General features: G+C 71.5%; 19 protein-coding genes and 1 tRNA gene. 10 read left to right on the top strand and 10 right to left on the bottom strand.

Translation table 11 applies throughout. From position 1 onward, the window contains the following. Positions 1 to 10 precede the first annotated feature (10 nt). Together DEJ29_RS15425 and DEJ29_RS15420 are read left to right on the top strand one after the other, a co-directional pair. On the top strand, positions 11 to 418 hold the full coding sequence (locus DEJ29_RS15425) for a hypothetical protein (protein WP_071404030.1): 408 nt from the start codon (positions 11 to 13) through the stop codon (positions 416 to 418). Continuing rightward, on the top strand, positions 418 to 906 hold the full coding sequence (locus DEJ29_RS15420) for a hypothetical protein (RefSeq protein ID WP_111089059.1): 489 nt from the start codon (positions 418 to 420) through the stop codon (positions 904 to 906). Before DEJ29_RS15425 ends, DEJ29_RS15420 begins: the two co-directional genes overlap by 1 nt. A gap of 93 nt (positions 907 to 999) precedes the next feature. On the opposite strand, the gene DEJ29_RS15415 is transcribed toward DEJ29_RS15420, so the two are convergent. The 4 genes from DEJ29_RS15415 to DEJ29_RS15400 form a co-directional block, all read right to left on the bottom strand. Continuing rightward, positions 1,000 to 1,878 carry an aldo/keto reductase gene (locus DEJ29_RS15415; RefSeq protein WP_071244093.1) on the bottom strand — a complete coding sequence of 293 codons (879 nt, stop codon included), beginning with the start codon at positions 1,876 to 1,878 and terminating at the stop codon, positions 1,000 to 1,002. Positions 1,879 to 1,945: 67 nt separating this feature from the next. Continuing rightward, positions 1,946 to 3,193: an FAD-dependent oxidoreductase gene (locus DEJ29_RS15410; RefSeq protein ID WP_111095327.1), complete on the bottom strand. Its 1,248-nt coding sequence runs from the start codon at positions 3,191 to 3,193 to the stop codon at positions 1,946 to 1,948. A gap of 141 nt (positions 3,194 to 3,334) precedes the next feature. Continuing rightward, positions 3,335 to 3,802, bottom strand: coding sequence for a DUF6264 family protein (locus tag DEJ29_RS15405; protein ID WP_110865425.1), 468 nt, complete (start codon positions 3,800 to 3,802; stop codon positions 3,335 to 3,337). A gap of 10 nt (positions 3,803 to 3,812) precedes the next feature. Beyond that, positions 3,813 to 4,685 carry an HpcH/HpaI aldolase/citrate lyase family protein gene (locus tag DEJ29_RS15400; protein ID WP_017887994.1) on the bottom strand — a complete coding sequence of 291 codons (873 nt, stop codon included), beginning with the start codon at positions 4,683 to 4,685 and terminating at the stop codon, positions 3,813 to 3,815. A 185-nt stretch (positions 4,686 to 4,870) separates the two neighbouring features. Between DEJ29_RS15400 and DEJ29_RS15395 the strand changes: the two genes are divergently transcribed. Next, on the top strand, positions 4,871 to 8,698 hold the full coding sequence (locus DEJ29_RS15395) for an ATP-binding protein (protein ID WP_111095328.1): 3,828 nt from the start codon (positions 4,871 to 4,873) through the stop codon (positions 8,696 to 8,698). Between the two features lie 314 nt (positions 8,699 to 9,012). Then, positions 9,013 to 9,597 (top strand): CDP-alcohol phosphatidyltransferase family protein, encoded by a 585-nt coding sequence (locus tag DEJ29_RS15390; RefSeq protein ID WP_051596961.1) that lies wholly within the window; start codon positions 9,013 to 9,015, stop codon positions 9,595 to 9,597. Between the two features lie 99 nt (positions 9,598 to 9,696). Here the strand turns inward: DEJ29_RS15390 and mscL are convergent, their stop codons facing one another. The 3 genes from mscL to DEJ29_RS15375 form a co-directional block, all read right to left on the bottom strand. Then, on the bottom strand, positions 9,697 to 10,191 hold the full coding sequence (gene mscL, locus DEJ29_RS15385; RefSeq protein ID WP_111095330.1) for a large conductance mechanosensitive channel protein MscL: 495 nt from the start codon (positions 10,189 to 10,191) through the stop codon (positions 9,697 to 9,699). A gap of 77 nt (positions 10,192 to 10,268) precedes the next feature. After that, complete coding sequence (locus DEJ29_RS15380; RefSeq protein ID WP_110865429.1) at positions 10,269 to 10,559, bottom strand: FmdB family zinc ribbon protein; 291 nt, start codon at positions 10,557 to 10,559, stop codon at positions 10,269 to 10,271. Position 10,560: 1 nt separating this feature from the next. After that, complete coding sequence (locus tag DEJ29_RS15375; protein ID WP_111095331.1) at positions 10,561 to 11,145, bottom strand: 5-formyltetrahydrofolate cyclo-ligase; 585 nt, start codon at positions 11,143 to 11,145, stop codon at positions 10,561 to 10,563. Positions 11,146 to 11,259: 114 nt separating this feature from the next. Here DEJ29_RS15375 and galU point away from each other — a divergent pair, with 114 nt between their 5' ends. From galU to DEJ29_RS15350, 5 genes are all read left to right on the top strand, one after another. Continuing rightward, positions 11,260 to 12,150 carry a UTP--glucose-1-phosphate uridylyltransferase GalU gene (gene galU, locus DEJ29_RS15370; RefSeq protein ID WP_027466560.1) on the top strand — a complete coding sequence of 297 codons (891 nt, stop codon included), beginning with the start codon at positions 11,260 to 11,262 and terminating at the stop codon, positions 12,148 to 12,150. Between the two features lie 87 nt (positions 12,151 to 12,237). Beyond that, positions 12,238 to 12,897 carry a GNAT family N-acetyltransferase gene (locus tag DEJ29_RS15365; RefSeq protein WP_110865431.1) on the top strand — a complete coding sequence of 220 codons (660 nt, stop codon included), beginning with the start codon at positions 12,238 to 12,240 and terminating at the stop codon, positions 12,895 to 12,897. Between the two features lie 118 nt (positions 12,898 to 13,015). After that, positions 13,016 to 14,134: a hypothetical protein gene (locus tag DEJ29_RS15360; protein ID WP_111095332.1), complete on the top strand. Its 1,119-nt coding sequence runs from the start codon at positions 13,016 to 13,018 to the stop codon at positions 14,132 to 14,134. Positions 14,135 to 14,207: 73 nt separating this feature from the next. After that, positions 14,208 to 14,283 (top strand) — tRNA-Ala (locus tag DEJ29_RS15355). 214 nt (positions 14,284 to 14,497) lie between these two features. Beyond that, positions 14,498 to 15,325, top strand: a complete 828-nt coding sequence (locus DEJ29_RS15350) for a glycoside hydrolase family 25 domain-containing protein (protein WP_111095333.1) — start codon at positions 14,498 to 14,500, stop codon at positions 15,323 to 15,325. A gap of 129 nt (positions 15,326 to 15,454) precedes the next feature. Here DEJ29_RS15350 and DEJ29_RS15345 read toward each other — a convergent pair whose 3' ends face one another. Continuing rightward, positions 15,455 to 15,838 (bottom strand): response regulator, encoded by a 384-nt coding sequence (locus DEJ29_RS15345; RefSeq protein ID WP_071405149.1) that lies wholly within the window; start codon positions 15,836 to 15,838, stop codon positions 15,455 to 15,457. Positions 15,839 to 15,943: 105 nt separating this feature from the next. Between DEJ29_RS15345 and DEJ29_RS15340 the strand changes: the two genes are divergently transcribed. Further along, positions 15,944 to 17,002, top strand: a complete 1,059-nt coding sequence (locus DEJ29_RS15340; protein ID WP_258375971.1) for an amidase domain-containing protein — start codon at positions 15,944 to 15,946, stop codon at positions 17,000 to 17,002. Between the two features lie 105 nt (positions 17,003 to 17,107). On the opposite strand, the gene DEJ29_RS15335 is transcribed toward DEJ29_RS15340, so the two are convergent. Both DEJ29_RS15335 and DEJ29_RS15330 read right to left on the bottom strand, forming a co-directional pair. After that, on the bottom strand, positions 17,108 to 18,328 hold the full coding sequence (locus DEJ29_RS15335) for a putative hexosyltransferase (RefSeq protein WP_181438224.1): 1,221 nt from the start codon (positions 18,326 to 18,328) through the stop codon (positions 17,108 to 17,110). 150 nt (positions 18,329 to 18,478) lie between these two features. After that, on the bottom strand, positions 18,479 to 20,371 hold the full coding sequence (locus DEJ29_RS15330; RefSeq protein WP_111095334.1) for a glycoside hydrolase family 2 protein: 1,893 nt from the start codon (positions 20,369 to 20,371) through the stop codon (positions 18,479 to 18,481). Positions 20,372 to 20,436 lie beyond the last annotated feature (65 nt).

Here is a 20,436-nt window from a genome sequence, read left to right as displayed (position 1 = left end):
ACTCTCCACCATGCCCAAGAAGCTCATCGCGCTGGCCACCGCCGGCCTCGCGCTCACGCTGCTCGCCGGTTGCTCGACCGGGCCGTCCAAGGCCGAGCAGTGCACGCAGTTCGAGAAGACCGTCAAGTCCGCCGCCCAGGGCGTCCAGTCCGAGGCCGCGAACCTGCAGTCCGACCCGGACGCCGCCGTCACGAAGCTCAAGGAGCTCGACGAGAAGATCTCCGACGGCGTCGACGACCTGTCGGACGACGACCTGAAGGCCAAGGGCGACGCCTTCGAAGAGGCGTACGGCGACCTGGTCGACGACATCGAGGACATCGCCGACGACCCGCAGTCGGCTGACGTCTCGGCCCTGACGAAGTCCAGCACCAAGGTGCAGGACGCCGGCAACGCGTTCCAGAAGGAGTGCAACTCCTGATGCGCCGCACCCTCACCGCGCTCGCCACCGCCGGCCTCGCGCTCACGCTGCTCGCCGGCTGCTCGGGCGGCGACGGCGGTTCGTCCGACGGCGGCTCTTCCGGGGGTGACTCGGGCTCGTCCAGCGCCCCGTCGGCCTCGAAGACCGCCGCCGCGGCACCCGCCCAGACCAAGCAGGAAGCCTGCTCGCTGCTCGAGAACGAACTCGCGTCGTTCCTCAAGGAGCAGGGTTCCAGCTCTGCCCCTGCCGAGCCGAAGGCCCGTGCGGCGCTCGTCGACGAGTTCGTCCAGCGCATCGACTCGGCGCTGACGAAGGTCTCGAACGACCAGGTGCACGACACGTTCGAGGACTTCTCCGGCGCGGCCAAGGGCTACAGCTCGGCCATCCGCTCCGGCGCGGCCGAGGACTCCACCGAGGTCACGAAGGCCCAGTCCGAGGTGCAGACCACGCTCGACCAGGTCTCGGCGGTCTGCCCCGCCAAGAGCTGAGCGGGCGCACTCCCTGCCACGCACGACGACGCCCCGCCGCTCCTGGACCAGGAGCGGCGGGGCGACGTGCTTCCCCCGTCGGGGGAACGGGCGTCAGACGGCCGCGGGCTGCGAGGCGTCGAGGCGTGCGACGTCCTCCGGCCGCAGCCGCACGGTCGGCGCCGTGATCGAGTTCAGGATCGACTGCGGCCGCGACGCACCGGGGATCGGCACGACGACGTCGCTCTTCTGCAGCTCCCACGCCAGGGCGATGACCTGCGGGGTGACCCCACGGTCGCGGGCGATGTACGCGAAGTCCTCGAACGCCGTGCCGAGGTCCGCCGCGCTCCCGATGCCACCGAGGGGGCTCCACGGCAGGAACGCGATGCCGAGCTCGTCGCACAGCTCGAGTTCCGGCTCACTCGACCGGAACTTCGGCGAGTACTGGTTCTGCACCGACGCCAGGCGTCCGCCGAGCACCTCGTTCGCGGTGCGGATCTGATCCGGGTCGGCGTTCGAGATGCCCGCCATCCGGATGACGCCCTCGTCGAGCAGCTCGGCGAGCGCCCCGATCGAGTCGGCGTACGGCACCGCCGGGTCGGGGCGGTGGAACTGGTACAGGCCGATCTGCTCGACGCCGAGCCGCTTCGCCGAGGCCTTCGCCGCCTCCTTCAGGTACTCCGGGTGCCCGTTCTGCGCCCAGTTGCCGGCTTCGGGGCGCAGGTGTCCGCCCTTCGTCGCGATGAGGACGTCCGAGGTGTCGTCGTGGAACTCCCGGACGGCCCGCGCGATGAGCTCCTCGTTGTGCCCCACCTCGTCGTGGCCGCCCAGGTGGTAGGCGTCGGCGGTGTCGATGAGCGTGACACCGTTCTCGAGCGCTGCGTGGATCGTGGCGATGGACTGACGCTCGTCCGGTCGGCCCTCGATCGACATGGGCATCCCGCCCAGACCGATGGCACTGACGGACACGTCTCCGATGACTCGTTGCTTCATCGGCCCAGCATGCGCCCGCCCCCGACGCCGACGCCCAGTTCCCGCACCGACGCGCCACGAGCCCCCGTCACCGACGAGCCCACGACGGCGCGTGTTCCGGCAGCGGGCCGAACGCGATGCCGCGGGCGTAGAGGCCCCGGACCGGCGGGACCCAGCGCGCGAGCAACACGGGGAGCAGCGGCGGACCGTCCTGCAGGTGCCCGGCGAAGGCCCGCTCGAACACGACCCGGTGCAGCACCGCCTGCGCGGCCTGCACCAGGGCTGCGGGCGGGGTCCGGCGACGCTGGACGGCTGCGAGCGCCCGGTCGAGGCCGTCACCGCGGAGCCCCCGTCGGAGCGCCGGCACCAGGATCGTCGCGGTCGCCACCGCGTCCTGCACCGCGAGGTTGATGCCGACCCCACCAGCGGGCGACATCGCGTGCGCGGCGTCCCCGATGCAGAGCAGCCCCGGGCGCCACCACCGGCGCAGGCGGTCCATCCGGACGTCGAGCACGTGCACGTCGTCCATCGAGGCGATCGCGTCGACCCGGTCCGCGAAGTCCGGTCGGAGTCGCGCCACACGGGACCGGAAGGCCGTCACCCCCGCTGCGCGCAGGGCCGCGTCAGAGCCCTTCGGCGCGAAGTACGCGACCTGGTGGTAGTCCGGCCGCGGGAAGCTCAGCAGCACGTCCCGGTCCGAGAACGCGGGGGTGAGGGCGCTCGCCGCGTCCCCGGGGTGCCGGGGCAACCGGAACCACCAGGTGTCGAACGGCACCCGGAACGCTCGTGGCACGAGGCCGGCGGCGCGACGCAGCACCGAGTTCCGCCCGTCGCAGGCGATCACGACGTCCGCGCGGAGTTCCTCGGGTTCGCCGGTCCCGTCCCGCGGCCGCAGGTGGACCCCGGTCACGACACCGTTCTCCTCGATGAGCCCGGTCGCGGCGAGGCCCATCGAGATGCCGAACGACGGTTCCCGACGGGCGGCGGTCACGAGCAGGTCGAGCAGGTCCCACTGCGGCACCATCGCCACGTGGTCGTACGGCGGTGCGAGACGCGAGAAGTCACCGAGCAGCAGCCGTGAGCCGTCCGGCATCGGCAGCGAGAAGTCGTCGAGGCGTGACTGCGGCAGCGCCCGGAACGGTGCTCCGAGGCCGAGTTCGTCGAGCAGCCGGATGGTCGAGGCGTGCACCGTGTCGCCCCGGAAGTCCCGGTTGAAGTCGTCGTGCCGCTCGAGCACACGCACGTCGACGCCGGCGCGGGCGAGCAGCAGCCCGAGCACGACCCCTGCGGGGCCGCCACCGACCACCGCGACCGTCGTCCGCGACACCGTCACCATGCTCCGGACGCTACCCCGCTCCGGACTGGAGGCGCGTGGCGGCCCCGCCCCGCGCCTCCAGGCCGGAACGCACACGCGTTCTCGGACCCGGCACGCGTCGGACGACGGCGTCCGGTCGGAAGGGTGGTGTCGGTGCGCCGGTCAGGCGCTGGCGGACACCGACGACGAGGCAGGACCGCTGTCGACGGCGTTCGCGAAGACGACCCCGCCCCACACGATGACGACGATCGCGAGCACGAAGCCGATCGCGGCGATCCACCACGAGGGCTTCCGCCGGATCCACGCGCCGATCGACAGCACGATCGTGGCGACCCCGATGACGAAGGCGCCACCGACCGCGATGGCCGCGCCACCGAAGTACCCGCCGGGCGTGCAGCCCGACGAGGCGTCGCACTCCGCCGTGGCCGAGGCGATCGCGACGATGCCGACGACCGCCGTGATCGCGGTCATGACGGCACCGAACACCAGGAGCAGCACCGTCGAGATCCGGTCGGCGAGCTTCGCCGGCGGGAACAGCGTGGTGCCACCGCGCTCCCACGCCGCGCGCTGCGCGTCCGTGGGGCCGGAGGAGGACTGCGGCGGAGGGCCGGGGACGTTGGACCAGGTCATGCGTGCAGTCCTACCGCGCCTCGACCCCGAACGCCTGTGCGAGCCGCTGGATCTTCTGCGCCCGACCGAGCCGCGGCAGGTCGGAACCGTCGCGGATGACCCGGCCGCGGGCCTCGAAGTCGTCGAGGAAGTCCTGCGCCCAGGCGACGTCGGTCGGCGTGGGGGAGATGACCTCGTTGATGACGGGGAGCTGCTCGGTGTCCAGGCAGAGCTTGCCGGTGAGGCCGAGCGACACGGCCACCTGCGACTGCTCGCGGAGGATCGGGTGCGACGACCCGACCGTGGGGCCGTCGATCGGGCCCGGCAGGTCGCCGACGCGCGAGGCGACGACCAGCTTCGACCGCGGGTACGCCATCGCGAGCGTGTCGGCGCTGGTCCCGGTGTCGCGGCGGTAGTCGCCGGAACCGAAGGCCAGGCGGAACGCGCCCTGCGCCTTGGCGATCGACACGGACTCCTCGATGCCCAGGGCCGACTCGACGAGGGCGATCACCGGCGTCTGGCCGCCGAGCCGGTGCCAGGTGTCGGTGACCTGGGCGGGGGACTCGGTCTTGGCGAGCATGACGCCCTGCAGCCCGGGCAGGCCGCGGAGCTCCTCGACGTCGTCCGCCCAGAAGTCCGTCGTGACGTCGTTGATGCGCACCCAGGCCTCGCCACCGCCGGCCAGCCAGGCGGCGACGCCCTGCCGGGCCGAGGGCTTGGCGGCGGGGTCGACGGCGTCCTCGATGTCCAGGATGATCTGGTCGGCGCGGGAGCGCTGGGACTTGTCGAACCGGTCGGTGGCGGTGCCGGAGACCAGCAGCCACGACCGTGAGATCTCGGCGGGGACCGATCGACGCCGGTTCGGCGTGGGGGCGGACGGAGCGGTGCGGTCGTCGATGGCCATGCCCCGTTGGTACCACACCGGACGGGGCCGCCGTCGGATCGGGCGCGCCGCACGTCGGGTCGGACGGTGGCGTACGTCGGGCCGGACGGCGGTCACGTCCGTGCGGAAACCCCGAAACCTCGGTTCATTGCCAGAGAGGCCGTCCGGTTCCGCCTACAGTGTCGGATGTGTGGCGAGCGGACAGGGTGACCGACGGTGAGGACGACGTGAACGACGACGTCCCCGTCGAGGGTGCCCGCGCGCGCCCCGACGACGATCGAGACGAGCAGCAGGACGTGGACCAGGAACGGACCGACGACGAGCCGGACCGCACGCTCCGCCCGGAGCTGCAGATGACGAGCCCGCAGGCGATCAGCCTCGGCGACCCGCGGTTGCAGGCCGGCAACGCGGCCGAACCCACGTGGGACGGCTGGCGCACCCAGCTGACCGGCGTCGGCGGCACGAGCCCGCTCACGCACTTCAGTGACCACCCGCGCGCCCGCATCGAGCTCTCGACCACCCACCCGGGCGGTCTCGCGCAGTTCATCACCGGCAAGACGACCCTGCTGTCCAGCCTGATCCGCGACGAGGTGGCGCTCCGTGCCGCCCGCGTGGCCGCTGGACACGTCGAGGCGAAGGGCACCGAGCTCGCCACCGTGCGCGGCATCGACGCCGTGAAGCTCGGCATCGGCATGGCCGACTGGAAGCACGGCGACGAGCAGTTCCGCGGCCCGGTCCTCCTGCGCCCCCTGGCGATCCGCCGGCACGGACGCGACTTCGAGGTGCGCCTGCTCGGCGAACCGGTGCTCAACCCGGGCCTCGCCGACGCGCTGCACGAGCAGTTCGGGGTCATCCTCGACGCGCAGTCCTTCGTGGCCCTCGCGCAGCAGGACGGCTCCTTCACGCCGAACCCCGTCATCGACCGCCTGCGTGGCCTGACCGCGCACATCCCCGGCTTCTCGGTGCACGCACGCCTCGTGGTGTCCACCTTCGCCGAGGTCGCCACCTGCATGGTCGAGGACACCGGTGACCTGTCGCACCCCGTGCTCGACGCCCTCGCCGGCAACCCGAGCGCGAAGTGGCAGGTCGAGCAGTCCTACCACCCGGTCGAGCAGACCCCGTCGGACGAGCGCAGCCCGGAGACCGACACGCTCCTGCTCGACGCCGACGACGAGCAGGAGAACGTGATCGCGCAGATCACGGCCGGCAACTCCATCGTCGTGAAGACCCTGCCCGGCACCGGTGGCACCCAGACCATCGTGAACGCCCTGGGTGGCCTGGTCGCCGCGAACAAGCGCGTGCTCGTCGTGAGCCCGCGCCGCGCGACCCTGCGGGGCATCGCCGCCCGCTTCGGCGAGGTCCAGCTGCCCGGGGTCGCGGTCACGCCGTCGACCCTGCGCCGTGACGTCGTCCGTGCCATCGCCCGGAACGAGAAGGCCGCGCGTCCGAACCTCCGCGAGGTCGACGACGCCCTGGTCCGCCTGCGCAAGGTGCTCAAGGACTACCGCGGCTCGCTCACCCGCAAGGACCCCGACTTCGGCGTCTCGGTGCTCGACTGCCTGGTGGAGCTGTCGCGCCTGTCGCTGCTGCCCGTCGCCCCGTCGACCACCGCACGCCTGTCGAAGCAGTCCGTCGCCTCGATGGTCGAGGGCCGCTCACGCGTCGCCGAGACGATGGTCAGCGCTGCGAACCTCGGTGAGTTCCGCTACGGCCCCGACGACTCGCCCTGGTACGGCGCGAAGTTCGGTTCGAGCGACGGCGCCCAGCGTGCGCACCGCATCGCGAAGGACCTCGACGCCGACGGCCTGCCGACCCTGCTCCGCCGCGCCCACGACCTGGTGAGCTCGACGCACATGCGCCAGTTCACGACCATCAACGAGCTCGGCATCTACCTGCGCCTGCTCACCGAGATCCGTGACACGCTCGACCGCTTCCTGCCGGTGGTCTTCGACCGCTCGGTGTCCGAGCTCGTGGCCGCCACCGCGCCCCGCGGCGAGGGTGCCCCGATGTCGTCGACGAACCGTCGCCGGCTCAAGAAGCTCGCCCGCGAGTACGTCCGTCCGGGCGTGCACGTGTCCGACCTGCACGAGGCCCTGACCCGCGTCCAGCAGCAGCGGGTGCTCTGGCAGCGCTACGTCGCCGCCGGCGTGAACCCCGAGGTGCCCACCGGCATCGCCGACGTCCAGGTGCTGTTCTCGAACGTCGCCGAGGACCTCGCGCGCCTCGACGAGCCGCTGGGTCGCACCGAGCGTGACCGCCAGCTCGCGAACACCCCGGTCGACCAGCTCGTCCCGACCATCGCCGAGCTCGCCGCCGAGTCCGACGTCCTGCACAACCTGCAGGAGCGCACCGAGCTCATGCAGACCCTGCGCGACCTGCAGCTCGAACCGCTCATCACCGACCTGGCGAACCGGCACGTGCCGGACGTGCAGGTGCCGGCCGAGCTCGAGCTCGCCTGGTGGCAGTCCGCCCTCGAGACCATGCTCGAGTCCGACCGGGCACTGCTCGGCGCCAACACCGACATGCTCGACCGGGTCGAGGCCGACTTCCGCCTGGTGGACGACGCCCACGCGGCCGGGGTCTCCCAGGGCCTGGCGTGGCAGCTCGCCGAGAACTGGAAGGTCGGTCTCGTCGACTGGCCCGAAGAAGCGACCGCACTCAAGACCCAGCTCCGTGACGGCGCGATCACCTCGCGCCTGCTGCAGGACTCCGCACCGCACCTGTCCCGGTCGATCGCACCCGTCTGGCTCGCCAGCCCGTACGAGGTGCCGCAGATCGCCGACACGATGCCCTTCGACACCGTGATCCTGGTCGACGCCGGCGCCGTGACGATCGCCGAGACCGTCGGTGCCGTCCGACGTGCCCGGCAGACCGTCGTGTTCGGCGACCCGGTCACCCAGACGCCGTCGCCGTTCCGCATCGCCGTGGACCCCGAGCACCGGGCGCTGCAGGTCGACGAGGGCACGCTCGACGCGTTCCACGCCGACTCCGCCCTGGCGAAGCTGTCCACCCTGCTGCCGACCCTGTCGCTGTCGCGGTCGTACCGCGCCGGCGGCGAGGACCTGGCCGAACTCGTGAACCGTCGCTTCTACGGCGGCAAGATCGAGTCCCTGCCGTGGGCCGGCTCGTTCCTCGGCCACGGCTCGATCGCGCTCGACTACGTCAGCGACGGCAAGGCCGTCCCGGACCCGGAGTCCGGTGCCGTCGAGAGCGTCGATGCCGAGGTCGACCGCGTGGTCCGGCTCGTCATCGACCACGCCCGCACCCGTCCGACCGAGTCGCTCATGGTCATCACCGCGTCGGCGAAGCACGCCGTGCGTGTCGAGCAGGCCGTGCTGACCGCCGCCCAGGGCCACAAGGACCTGACCGAGTTCGTCATCGGCGACCGTGCCGAGCCGTTCATCGTGGCGACGCTCGAGCAGTCGGTGGCGCAGAGCCGCGACCGCGTCGTGTTCTCCATCGGCTACGGCCGCACCCCGCACGGCCGCGTGCTGCGCGACTTCGGTCCGCTCGGCAAACCCGGCGGCGAGCGGCTGCTGGCGGTCGCCATGACCCGCGCGCGTCGCTCGATGGTCATCGTCACCTGCTTCCAGCCGTCGGACATCGAGGCCGAGCGCATGGGCCACGGCACCGTCGCCCTCGCCGAGATCCTGGCCGAGGTGCGTGCCCGCACCACCGCCGAGTACGTGCCGGACGACTCCGACCCGCTGCTCGTCGACCTGGCCCGGCGCCTCGAGATGCGTGGCATCCCGGTGGCGCTCGGACACCGCGGCAAGCTCGGCCTCGTCGCCGCGCACGGCGGGGTGTGCGTCACGATCGAGACCGATGCGTCGCTGGTCAAGGGATCGCTGCGCGAGTCCCTGCGCCTGCGTCCCGAGGTGCTCCGCCGACTCGGCTGGCACTACGTGCGCGTGCACGCGTTCCAGCTGTTCTCCGACCCGGACCGCGTCGCCGACACCGTCGCCGCCGTGCTCGGGGTCGACCGCGGCGCCACGCAGGAGATCTCGATCCCGCCGATCCCCGCACGCCGATGACGTCTCGGCCGAGCCGCCGGGCCTCGCGGCCCGCCGGTCCGGTGACGCCGGAGACGGACCAGCTGGTGGGCACGTGGACGCGGGCCGACGACGCGTCGTCAGCCGCGCCTCCCGGTCAGGCAGCGTCGTCCGGACGCGAGACGGCGGACCAGCCGGGAGGCCCGGCGCGGCGCCGCAGACGCGTCACCACCCAGCCGGTGGCGGGCTACGACCCCGCGCCGCCGCCGGAACCGGCGCGGCACCGCGACGGTGAGAACGACGACCAGCTCCGACGCGACGTCCCCCCGCACTGGTAACCGGTAGCCTGGCCCGTGATGACTGACACCGCGCGACAGCGCCCCGACTGGCAGACCTGGCCGAACCTGATCACGCTGTTCCGCCTCGTGCTGATCCCGGTGTTCATCGGCCTCGTCGTCGCCGGCCACCCGGGGTGGGCGCTCGTCGCCCTCGTCGTGATCGGCGTGAGCGACTGGGCGGACGGCTTCATCGCCCGCAAGTTCGACCAGGGGTCCAAGCTCGGCAAGGCGATCGACCCCGTCGCCGACCGCCTGGCCATCATCGCGATCGTGCTGTCGCTGGTGCTCGTCGGCCTGCTGCCCTGGTGGGTGGTGGCGGTCGTGGTGCTCGTCGACCTGGTGCTCGTCGTCCTGTCGAGCGTGCTGTTCCACGGCAACCCGGACCTCGACGTCACGTGGACGGGCAAGATCCGCTCGGCCCTGCTGTTCGTCGGGCTGCCGGTGCTGCTGTTCTCCGCGGTGCACACCGTCGACGAGAACGCGCCGTGGGTCCGGGTCGTGGCCCTGGTGTTCGTGTACCTCGGCACCGCGGGCCACGTGCTCGCCGGCGCCCAGTACGCCGTCGCGATGTTCGCGAAGCGCCGCGCGGTTCCCGCCGCCTGACGCGGGCGCCCTCTCCGCAAAACACCGGTGTTCGCGCTGCGCACCGCGGTTTGCGGGTGTGCAGCGCACGAACACCGGTGTCTTGCGACGGCGCCGGGGCTAGAGCTTCGTCGAGCCGCCGATGCCGGGCCCCTCGGGAGCGTTCGACGGGGCGATGTGCGCGCCCGTGCTGGTCGCGCCGCCGTTCTGCGGGCGGAGCAGGTCGCGGATCTCGAGCAGCACCTCGACGTCGGTCGGGGGCACGTCCTGCGGGGTCTGCTCCTCGTCGTTCTTGACGCGCTCGAACGCCGCCTTCTTCAGGTGGTTGACCGGCACGACGAGCGCGAAGTACACGACCGCGGCGACGATGACGAAGTTCAGGACGGCGCCGATGATCGCGCCGAACTTCAGTTCTGCGTCACCGCCGGAGAACGTGGGGATCGCCACGACCAGCGCCTTGTCGAGGCTCGAGGCGTTGAACACCGCACCGATGAGCGGGTTGATCAGGGCGCTGACGATCGTGCTGACGATCGCGGTGAACGCCGCACCGATGACGACTGCGACGGCCAGGTCGATGACGTTGCCGCGGAGCAGGAACTCCTTGAAGCCCTTCATGCGAGGGTCTCCTTCCGGGTCGAGGACGGCCGCCGGGTGGCGACGCGCCCCAACCTATCCGGAGAGCGCAGGCCGCGTCAGGACGCGGCGGGCTTCGAGCCGCTGGGCTTCGACTCGGACTTCTTCGCCGGCTCGGACTTCTTCGGCTCGGACTTCGCGGGGGTGCTCGACGAGCCCTCGGACTTCGGGGCCGGGCGCGAGTCGGTGCGGTAGAAGCCGCCGCCGTTGAAGGTCACGCCGACCGGGGAGAACACCTTGCGCAGGACGCCGCCGCAGACCGGGCACTCCGTCAGGGTGGCGTCGGAGAAGGACTGCTTGATGTCGAACGCGTTGTCGCACTCGGTGCAACGGTACGAGTAGGTGGGCACGTCAGCTCCGGAACGTGATGATGCGCGACGGCGTGATGATGCCGTCAACGGGTTCGTCGTGGGGTTCGCGCGGGACCTCGTCGAGGTACTCCGCGTCGAAGATCACAGCATAGACGGGCGGACGGTTCGCCATGGACCCGAGGGTCTTGTCGTAGTAGCCGCGCCCCCAGCCCATGCGGACGCCGTCGTGCCCGACCGCCGCCGCCGGGGCCAGGATCGCGTCGACGTCGTTGATCGCGAGCGGGGACAGGACCTCGCCGACGACCTCGGGCAGGCCGAGCAGGCTCTCGGTCTCGCTCTCGCCGTCGCCCACGGCCCAGTCGAGCAGGCCGTCCTCGCGGGTGACCGGCAGCAGCACGCGGATGCCCTGCCCGAACGCCCAGTTCAGGAACGGCCGCACGTTCGGCTCGTCCGGTGCGGACAGGTACAGGGCGAGGGACGTCACCTGGCGCTCCTCGACGAAGCGCTGCAGGGTCGCGGTCAGGGTCTCGGTGTCCGCGTCGCGTTCGGTCGTGGTCCGGGTGCGCCGCCGCTGCCGGAGTTCGGCTCGCAGGGCGCGCTTCTCGTTCCCGAGATCGGCGATCATGCGCAGGAGTCTACCGAGGGGCACGGTTGCGGCTTCCCGCCGGGAACACGCGGGGTCCCGTGTCCCCCGGAGCGACGACATGCCCTCGAAAGGGGGATCGGATACGGTCTGAGCATGGGCTTCCAGATTTCGAAGGCGGTGATCCCGGCCGCAGGGCTGGGTACCCGCTTCCTCCCCGCGACCAAGGCGATGCCGAAGGAGATGCTCCCCGTCGTCGACAAGCCGGCCATCCAGTACGTGGTGGAAGAGGCTGTCGGTGCCGGGCTGACCGACGTGCTGATGATCACCGGGCGCAACAAGAACGCGCTCGAGAACCACTTCGACCACGTGTCGGAGCTCGAGGAGACCCTCCGCAAGAAGGGCGACCACGAGAAGCTGCAGAAGGTGAACCAGTCGACGGACCTCGCCGACATGCACTACGTGCGACAGGGTGACCCGCTCGGCCTCGGCCACGCGGTGCTCCGCGCGAAGATGCACGTCGGCCGCGAGCCGTTCGCCGTGCTCCTCGGTGACGACATCATCGACGCTCGTGACCCGCTGCTCCAGCGCATGATCGAGGTCCAGGGCGAGAAGAACGCCACGATCGTGGCCCTGCTCGAGGTCCCCGAGTCGCAGACCCACCTGTACGGCATCGCCACGGTCGAGCCGACCGACACCGACGACGTGGTGAAGATCACCGGCCTCGTCGAGAAGCCCCCGCAGGGCGAAGCGCCCTCGAACCTGGCCATCATCGGCCGCTACGTCATCCGTCCCGAGGTCTTCGACGTCCTCGAGAAGCAGGAGCCGGGCAAGGGCGGCGAGATCCAGCTGACCGACGCGCTCATGAAGATGGCGAGCGCCGAGGAGTGGACCGGCGGCGTGTACGGCGTCGTGTTCCGTGGACGCCGGTACGACACGGGTGACAAACTCGACTACATCAAGGCGATCGTGCAGCTCGCCTCGGACCGCGATGACCTCGGCCCCGACCTCAAGTCGTGGCTGAAGGAGTTCAACGCGGGCGAATAGTCGGCCATCCCGCTCGGGTCCGGTGATCACGGACCCGGGCGGGACACCCCGTCCCGCACCGGGGCGGGACCCCGGAGGAACCCAGCGATGACGACGATCCCGACCCTGTCCCACGGGCGGGTCACCATCCGGCCCCTCCGGCTCCGTGACACCCGCGACCTCGACGCGGCACTCGCGACGAACCGTTCGTGGCTCCGCACCTGGGAGGCCACGAACCCCTCCGGACACGTCTCCACCGACGTCCGGGGCAGCATCCGCGCGCTTCAGGCCAACGCCCGCGCGGGACTCGGACTCCCGTTCGCGATGGAGCTCGACGGCCGCTTCGTCGGGCAGCTCAACGTCTCCGGCATCTCCTACGGCTCGCTCGCGAGTGCCTCCATCGGCTACTGGGTCGTCGAGGACGCCGCAGGCCACAACGTGACGCCGATCTCCGTCGCCCTCGCCGTCGACCACTGCTTCCGCTCGCTCGGCGTGCACCGGATCGAGATCTGCATCCGGCCGGAGAACGCCCCGAGCCTGCGCGTCGTCGAGAAGCTCGGCTTCCGGTACGAGGGACTCCGTCGCCGCTACATCCACATCAACGGGGACTGGCGCGACCACTTCTGCTTCGCGCTGGTGGCCGAAGAGGTCCGCGGGGGCGTCCTCGAGCGCTGGGTGCAGGGGCAGGTGCCGCCCGGCGTGGGGGCCGTGCCGCTCGCCGCACGCGACGAGGCGGCGATGCCGCTGGACACGACGCCCCGCATCTGACGTCCCACGTCTGACGGGCCTGGAGGCGCGGCTCGCCTCCCACGGATTCCGCCCCGACACGCGCAACACGCGTCCGGCAATGACGCGGCGCGGGAACCGCCACCCCTACCGTGTTCGCATGGCAGGAATCGGCTCGTGGGGTGGCGGCATCGTCCTGCTCGTCGCGGCCGTCCTCTGGCTCGTCTACCTGATGCCGTCGTGGGCCGCCCGCCGCCAGTACCTGGCCACCGAGCGGAACGCCATCCGGCTGCAGCAGACCCTCCGGATCCTCGCGCAGACCGCCGAGCTGCCGGACGAGGTCCGCATCGAGATGAACGCGAAGTCCCTCGCCCAGGCGCAGCGCGTCGCCCGCTCCGAAGAGGCCAAGCGCACCGCCATCGTCCGAGCCCACGAAGCCGCGCGGCAGCGTGAGATCACCCGCCGCCTGGCCGAGCAGGCACCGGTGCTCGAGCGGGCGTCCGCCGTGCCGGCCCTGACCGCGATGCGCATGCGCCGGTCCCGGCTCGGGGCGACCCTGTTCGGCACGCTCGGCGTCGTCATCGCCCTCGTGGTCTTCGTCGCGGCACCGTCGCTCTGGCTCGTCGGTGTCGCCGGACTCGTCGCCGCCGGTGGGTCCGCAGCGGTCCTGGCCCAGCTGCACCAGGTGGCGACGGCGCGGAAGCAGCGTCTCGCGGCCGCCGAGACGGGCGCGACCCGCGCCTCCCGGCCGGCCACCGCCTGGACGGACCCGGCGCCGCCCCTGTCGACCGAGCAGCCTGCCGAGCCCGCAGCAGACCGCTCCTGGACCCCGAACCACGTTCCGAAGCCCCTCTACGTGGAGCGGCCGGCTGCTCCGGCCGCCTCGCCCGAGTCGTCGGCGGAACTCGCTGCCCGCCTGAAGGAGCGCGTCGCCGCGGCCAAGGCGGAAGCCGAGGCCGAAGCTGCCGCGATCCGCGCTGGGGAGTCCGACCCGTCGCTGGCGCGGGTGTCGCGGATGCGACCCGAACTCGAAGAGGCTGCGGCGTCGCTGTCCGCGCACGACCAGGGGCGTCTGGCCGAGCGGCTCGGGCTCCGGGCCCCCGCCGCCCCTGCCGCGTCGGCCGGTGTTGCTCCCGGAGCTCCTGCTCCCGGCGCTCCTGCTCCCGCCGACGAGCCCGCCGGGCCGCCGAGCAAGTGGGCCGGCATGGGTGTCCTCGACGACGACGCCTACCAGCAGGCCGACCTCGACGCGATCATGCGACGGCGCCGCGCGGTCTGACCCGCGGCACGCCCGACGGGCCACCTGCGATTTCGGCTGGGCCGAACGAGGGTGCTAGTGTGATCGAGCACTTGGGGCTATGGCGCAGTTGGTAGCGCGTCTCGTTCGCAATGAGAAGGTCAGGGGTTCGAATCCCCTTAGCTCCACCAGGTAGCAACCACGAGAACGGCCCGGAACCCACAGGTTCCGGGCCGTTCTGTCGTTGGCGGACGTGTCGAGGGGACCGTCCTCCACAGGCCGAGTCAGGTGGATCGTTCGACACAGTTCACGGACAGGGGTGGTGTGTTGTCCAACGCACCGCCCTAGACTCCCCGTGCGCCGGTGGGGCGCGGCCGACCGGTTCGGCCCGATCAGGGGGAGAGCATGTTCCGTATCAGTCGTCTCGTCGCGACCATCGCGACCACGGTGGTGGTGGCCGCCGGCATCGCCGTTGCCGGCCCGTCGTCGGGTGCATCCGCAGCGGTCACGCCGCTGGGTGTCGACATCTCCTGGCCGCAGTGCGGCAGCCAGGTGCCGACCGACCAGGCGTTCGGCATCGTCGGCGTCAACGAGTCCCTCGGCAACACCACGAACCCGTGCCTCGCCGAACAGCTCGCCTGGTCGGCGAAGTCCGTCGGGGGTTCGGCCCAACCGAAGACGCAGCTGTACGCGCTGTTCGCCAACCCGGGTCTCCAGGCGTCGGTCTGGCCCACGTCGAACCGGTACCAGAACACGGTGCCCACGAACCCGTTCGGCAAGTGCGTGACCAAGGGCGGCAAGAAGCAGGTCACTCTGGCGTGCTCGTTCATGTACGGCTACGCCCGTGGGTACGACGACGTCCAGAGCCGTGGCGTCCCGAACCCGTCCGCCTACCGCTGGTGGATCGACGTCGAGACGGGTCTGTCCTACCAGCGCGACACCGCCCAGAACCGGGCGGCGATGCAGGGCATGATCGTCGGGCTCAAGACGGCCGGCGTGAAGCGGATCGGCCTCTACTCGACCACTTCGCAGTGGAAGACCATCGCCGGCACGGTCAAGTCGAACAGCCCGCTCTACGGCCGGTCGAACTGGATCGCGCTCGGCAAGAGCACGGTCACCAAGGCGCGGAAGGCCTGCTCCGGCACCCCGCTGCCCGGTGGCACCATCGCGATGGTCCAGGTCGTGGTGCCCTACGGGTCCGGCAGCATCGACCGCAACGTCTCCTGCACGTGATCGCACTGCCGTGACGTCGTGACGTCGTGACGTCGTGACGTCGTGATAGACGGGAGGCCCGGTGCCAGCTGGCACCGTGCCTCCCGTCCGTCTGTGGGTCGCGTCGGACCCGTCCCCGCCGTCGACGTGTCAGCCGGCGATGCTCTCCGTCAGCACGCCGGACTGCGCGAAGGTGGTGTGGATCGCGTTCGCGGCCTGCTCGAAGGCACGGTTGCCGCGCGAGATGCCGAGCGCTCCACCCTTGATCGCGGACTTGCCCGAGCCGCGCAGCAGTCGGGCGACCGTGCGGCCGTCCGGGGCGATCATGATCTGCACATCGAGGCGGGTGTGGAACGTGCGGTCGTTCGCCATGCCGCCGATGAGCAGCGTCAGGCCGAGGCTGCCACGGGTCGCACGGAGCGCCCCCTGCTCGGCGTCGTCGACGGTGTAGCCCTCGCGGGACAGGGCCTCGCGCACCTGGGCACGTGCGGTCTCGGGGTCAGTGGCGACGAAGAAGTCGTGGCTCTCGGGCATGTGTGTTCCTTCCGAACGGGTCCGCTGGGACACGGAGGACGCTCGCCCCCGAAGACGATCATGCCGTGTCGGAACGACGGAGGTGTCGCTTACGCTGGTCGTGTCATGACTGCCTCGATGAACCGCCGCGCACTCCTGTCCCTCGCCGGCGTCGCCGGGATCGGGCTCGCCGTCGCGGCGTGCTCCTCCGGCAGCGACAAGGGCGGCGACTCGGGCAAGGGTTCGGGCGGCGGGCGCGGGAGCTCCGGGGGTGGGGACGCATCGTCCACCCCGACGGCGAAGCCCGTCGCGAAGGCCGTCACTCCAGCGCAGGTCCCGCTCGCCGGGGGCGTCACGATCACCGTCACGGGGACCGGACTCGCCGCCGTCAAGGGCGTCACCGTCGGCGGTGTCGCTGCGCGCGACGTCACAGCGACCGCGTCGAAGGTGACCTTCACGGCCCCGCACCAGGCGATGTACACCGCCGGTGACGCCGACGTCGCGCTCTTCACCTCGGTGATCGAGCCCACCGCGTCGGCGAACCAGTCCTCCGACGGCAACGGCAGCGCCGCGAACGACGGGCAGAGCGGCGCCACCCAGGACACCGCGACGACCACGCCGACCCCGACCGCCGCCACGACGCCCGCTGCAGACAGCGCGGTCGCCTCGACCACCCTGGCCTACGCCGTACTGACCGACGTCGACCGGCAGCTCGCCTACGCGATGCGGTACTGGAAGGACTACAACCTCGCCGAGTACGGCACGATGAACCCGATCGGCGGCGACTGCGCGAACTACGTCAGCCAGACGCTCATCGCTCGCGGGTGGGAGCAGCGGTCCGACTGGTACAACCGCGCGGCCGGTGCCGAGCACAGTGCGACGTGGACCTACTGCCCGACGATGGACCCGTGGCTCGAGACCAACGCGGCCGAGTTCGGACTCACCCGGCGTTCGTCGGACGAGCGCGACAAGGTGCAGGTCGGCGACATCGTGTTCTTCGACTGGAACGCCAACGGCTCACCGGACCACACCACCATCGTGTCCGAGGTCTTCACCGAACCCGACGGCACGATCCGCATCAAGTCGGCGAGCCACAACCAGGACGGCCCCTACCGCGACCTCGACGAGATGATCACGGTGCAGCACCCCGGCGGAGCGGCCTGGTTCCACACCTTCGACGCGTAGCGCTGTCGCAGCCCGCAAGACACCGGTGTTCGCGCGTCGCACCGCGGTCTGCGCGTGTTCAACCGGCGAACACCGGTGTCCTGCAGCGCCGACTGACAGCGCCGCTCACGGGTAGCCGAGGAACCACAGCAGCACGATCGCGACCGGCTGCAGGCACACCCCGACGACCAGCCACGTCACCTCCCGCCGCCGTGTCCGCACGAAGACGTCCGATCCGAGCAACGGCGCCATCGGCATGAGCAACCGCGGCAACGACTGCTGCGGCAGGAACACCGCCACCAGGTACAGCCCGTAGGACGCCGTGAACGCGAGCACGTCGGTACCCAGGGCCCTGGTGCTCCTGCGCGAGAAGTACCACACAGCGCCGGCGAGCACCACGACGACGAGCACGATGCCGAGCGGCCCGAGCCACGTCGACGCCATCGTGAACCACGGCGTCAGCGGCGCGAAGTGCTGCCGCCCGACGAACCCCACCCACCACGACAGCTCCGTGTCCAGGTACGCGTTCGGCCGCCCCGTCACGGCCGTCGCGATGACGGGCCACGCAAGTCCCGCAGCCGCGACGACCAGGCCGGTCACCACGATCGCGATCCGGTCCCGCCACGGGAACGCGTCCTGCTGCCGGCGCCAGGCCACCCACCGCAGGACCAGGTGCACGGCCAGTGCCAGCGCCAGCGCGAGGACCCCGGGTTTCGTGAACGCCGCCACGACACCGAGCGGCGCGATCAGCCAGTACCGACGCCGCACCAGCGCGAGCAGCGCGCCGAACAGCAGCACGAGCAGCAGGCTCTCCGCGTAGGCGACCTGCAGCAGGAACCCCGTCGGCGCGAACGCGAACAGGGCTGTCGCCCAGCGGGCCCGGTGCGAGCAGCCGACGGCGAGCACCAGCCGGTACAGCAGCACGCAGGCGCCCGCTCCGGCGATCGACGCCACCACGACCCCGGCGACCCAGAACGAGGCGCCGGTCAGCGTCATCAGGAGCCGCACGACCGCGGGGAAGACGGGCAGGAACGCCCACGCGTTCGGCAGGACGTGCCCGGAGTCGTCGACCGGCAGCGTCGCGGGGTACCCGTGCTCGGCGATGGTCCGGTAGAACGAGGCGTCCCACGAGCCCGAGAACGTGAAGAACGAGGGGTCCTGCCGGTACGAGGCGAACGCCCAGCCGTTCGCGGTCGCCAGCAGGTACACGGTCGCCAGCAGCACCGTGCTGACGACCCGCGAGCCCGCCCAGATCAGCAGCGGTGCGGTCCAGGCGCTGCGCCGTCCGGTCAGCAGGCTGCGGAACCCCCGCCTGGAGGCCCGGCTCGCTTCCGCCACGCTCGTCACCCGCCCGATCCTCCCAGATCGCAGGCCGCGCCCCGCATCGCGGGCCGCCACCCGCCCGGCGCGAGGCAACCCGTGTGCATCGTGAGCAGGAATGGTCGGGTCCGCCTGCCGGACCCGACCATTCCTGCTCACGAAGTGCGGGCCTCCCGGCTAGCGCCCCGTGACCGCGCGACGGATCTGCTCGATCGGGACCTTCGGGGAGCGGTCTGCGTTGAGCAGGCCGTTCGTCTCCTGCATGGTGTCGGTGAGCTGCGTGTAGCAGGACCCGGCGAGGAACGAGCTCGCGCGGATCGCGTCGTACAGCGCGGTGATCCGAGCGACCCAGTCGTCGCCGTCAGTGGCCGACGTGTACCCCCAGCCGTCCTCGCGCTGGACGCCGGGCTGGTAGTTCACGCCGCCGAACTCGGTGAGCATCACCGGCTGGCCGAGGTCCTCGGCGCCGCCGACGAGGATGCGGCGGTCCGCCGGGCCGATCCCACCGAGGAGTCGGGTCCGTGCGGTCTCGTCCGCGTAGGTGGCCGCGAGCCGGGGTCCGTCGCCCTCGTAGTCGTGGATCGTGACGATGTCGGAGTTCGTGTGCTCCCACCCGTCGTTCGAGATCACCGGACGCGTCGGGTCCAACGCCCGCGTGACGTCGGCGAGGGCCCGGGCGTAGGCCTGCTGGGCCGGGTCGGTGGCGATGTGCTGCACACCCCAGCTCTCGTTGGCGGGCACCCACGTGACGATCGACGGGTGCGAGGCGTCACGCTCGACAGCGTCCATCCACTCACGCATCAGACGCTGCACGGCGCGGGGGGAGAACGCGTAAGCGCCGGGGGCCTCGCCCCACACCATGAGTCCGAGCCGGTCGGCCCAGTACAGGAACCGGGGGTCCTCGATCTTCTGGTGGTTGCGGGCCGCGTTGAAGCCGAGCTCCTTGATGAGTTCGACCTCGCGGCGGAGTGCCTGGCGGGACGGGGCGGCGATGTGCGACTCGGGCCAGTAGCCCTGGTTCAGGACACTGCGGACGTCGTGGCGTCGGCCGTTGAGCAGGAACGCGCCGCCGTCGACCCCGACCGTCCGGATCCCGAAGTAGCTGGCGACGGCGTCGAGCGCGCCCGTGCCCACCGTCGTGCCGTTGCCGTTGCCGTTGCCGGAGCGCGCCAGCAGCGTGACCGTGGCGTCGATCAGCCGGGGCGTGTCCGGCGTCCAGTGCAGCTCGTCCTCGGCCTGCCCGTTCGTCTGCCGCGCGATCGGCACGACCACGTCGAACTCGTCCCCGGTCTCGCCGACGGTGGTCTCGATCGTGGCGAGGTGCTCGTCGCGGTCGTCCCAGCGGGCCTCGACGCGCAGGCGCTCGCCGCCGGTGCGGTGACCGTCGAGCCGGACCGTCAGGCGCATGGTCGCGTGGTCGACGTTCGTCCAGCGCAGGGACGCGATCGAGGCGGTCGGCACGGCCTCGAGCCAGACCGTCTGCCAGATCCCCGTGGTCCGGCGGTACCAGATCGCGTGCGGGTCCTCGTGCCAGTCCTGCTTGCCGCGCGGCTGGGTCAGGTCGTGCGGGTCGTCCTCGGCGCGGACCACCAGGGTGTGCACGGCGTCGGGGTCCGTGGTCAGCGCCTCGGTGACGTCGAAGGAGAACGGGGTGTGGCCGCCCTCGTGTCCGCCGATGAACTGCCCGTCGATCCAGACGCGGGCGCGGTGGTCGACGGCGCCGAAGTGCAGCACGAGCCGAGGCGCGCCGGTGCCGAACCCGGCGGCGTCGAGCTCGGAGCGGGTGATCGCGCGGGAGTACCAGACCACCGGGTGGAACCCGGGCTCGTCGATGCCCGAGGCCGGGGACTCCGGCGGGAACGGGACGACGATGTCCCGGGCGTCGGTGAAGCCGGTGCGCCAGGCGTCGTCGTCGCCGTCGTTCCGGAACGACCACGTGCCGTCGAGGTCGGCCCAGGCGGTGCGGAGCATCTGCGGCCGGGGGTACGTGCCGTCCTGCCGCGAAGCGAGGGGGAGGCCGGGGGCGGAAGCGGAGTCAGGTGCGGCCACGATGCCGTCGAGCGTGCTCATGCGTCCATGCTCCCGTGCTGGTACATCGTTGTAAAGAGGGAGTCGGGATTGCGCAGAGCAGGTTC

It is taken from the genome of Curtobacterium sp. MCPF17_021, assembly GCF_003234605.2.
Taxonomy (GTDB): Bacteria; Actinomycetota; Actinomycetes; order Actinomycetales; family Microbacteriaceae; genus Curtobacterium; species Curtobacterium flaccumfaciens.
Note: the sequence above shows the minus strand (reverse complement) of the source record. Positions and strands in the feature narration are given on the sequence as shown.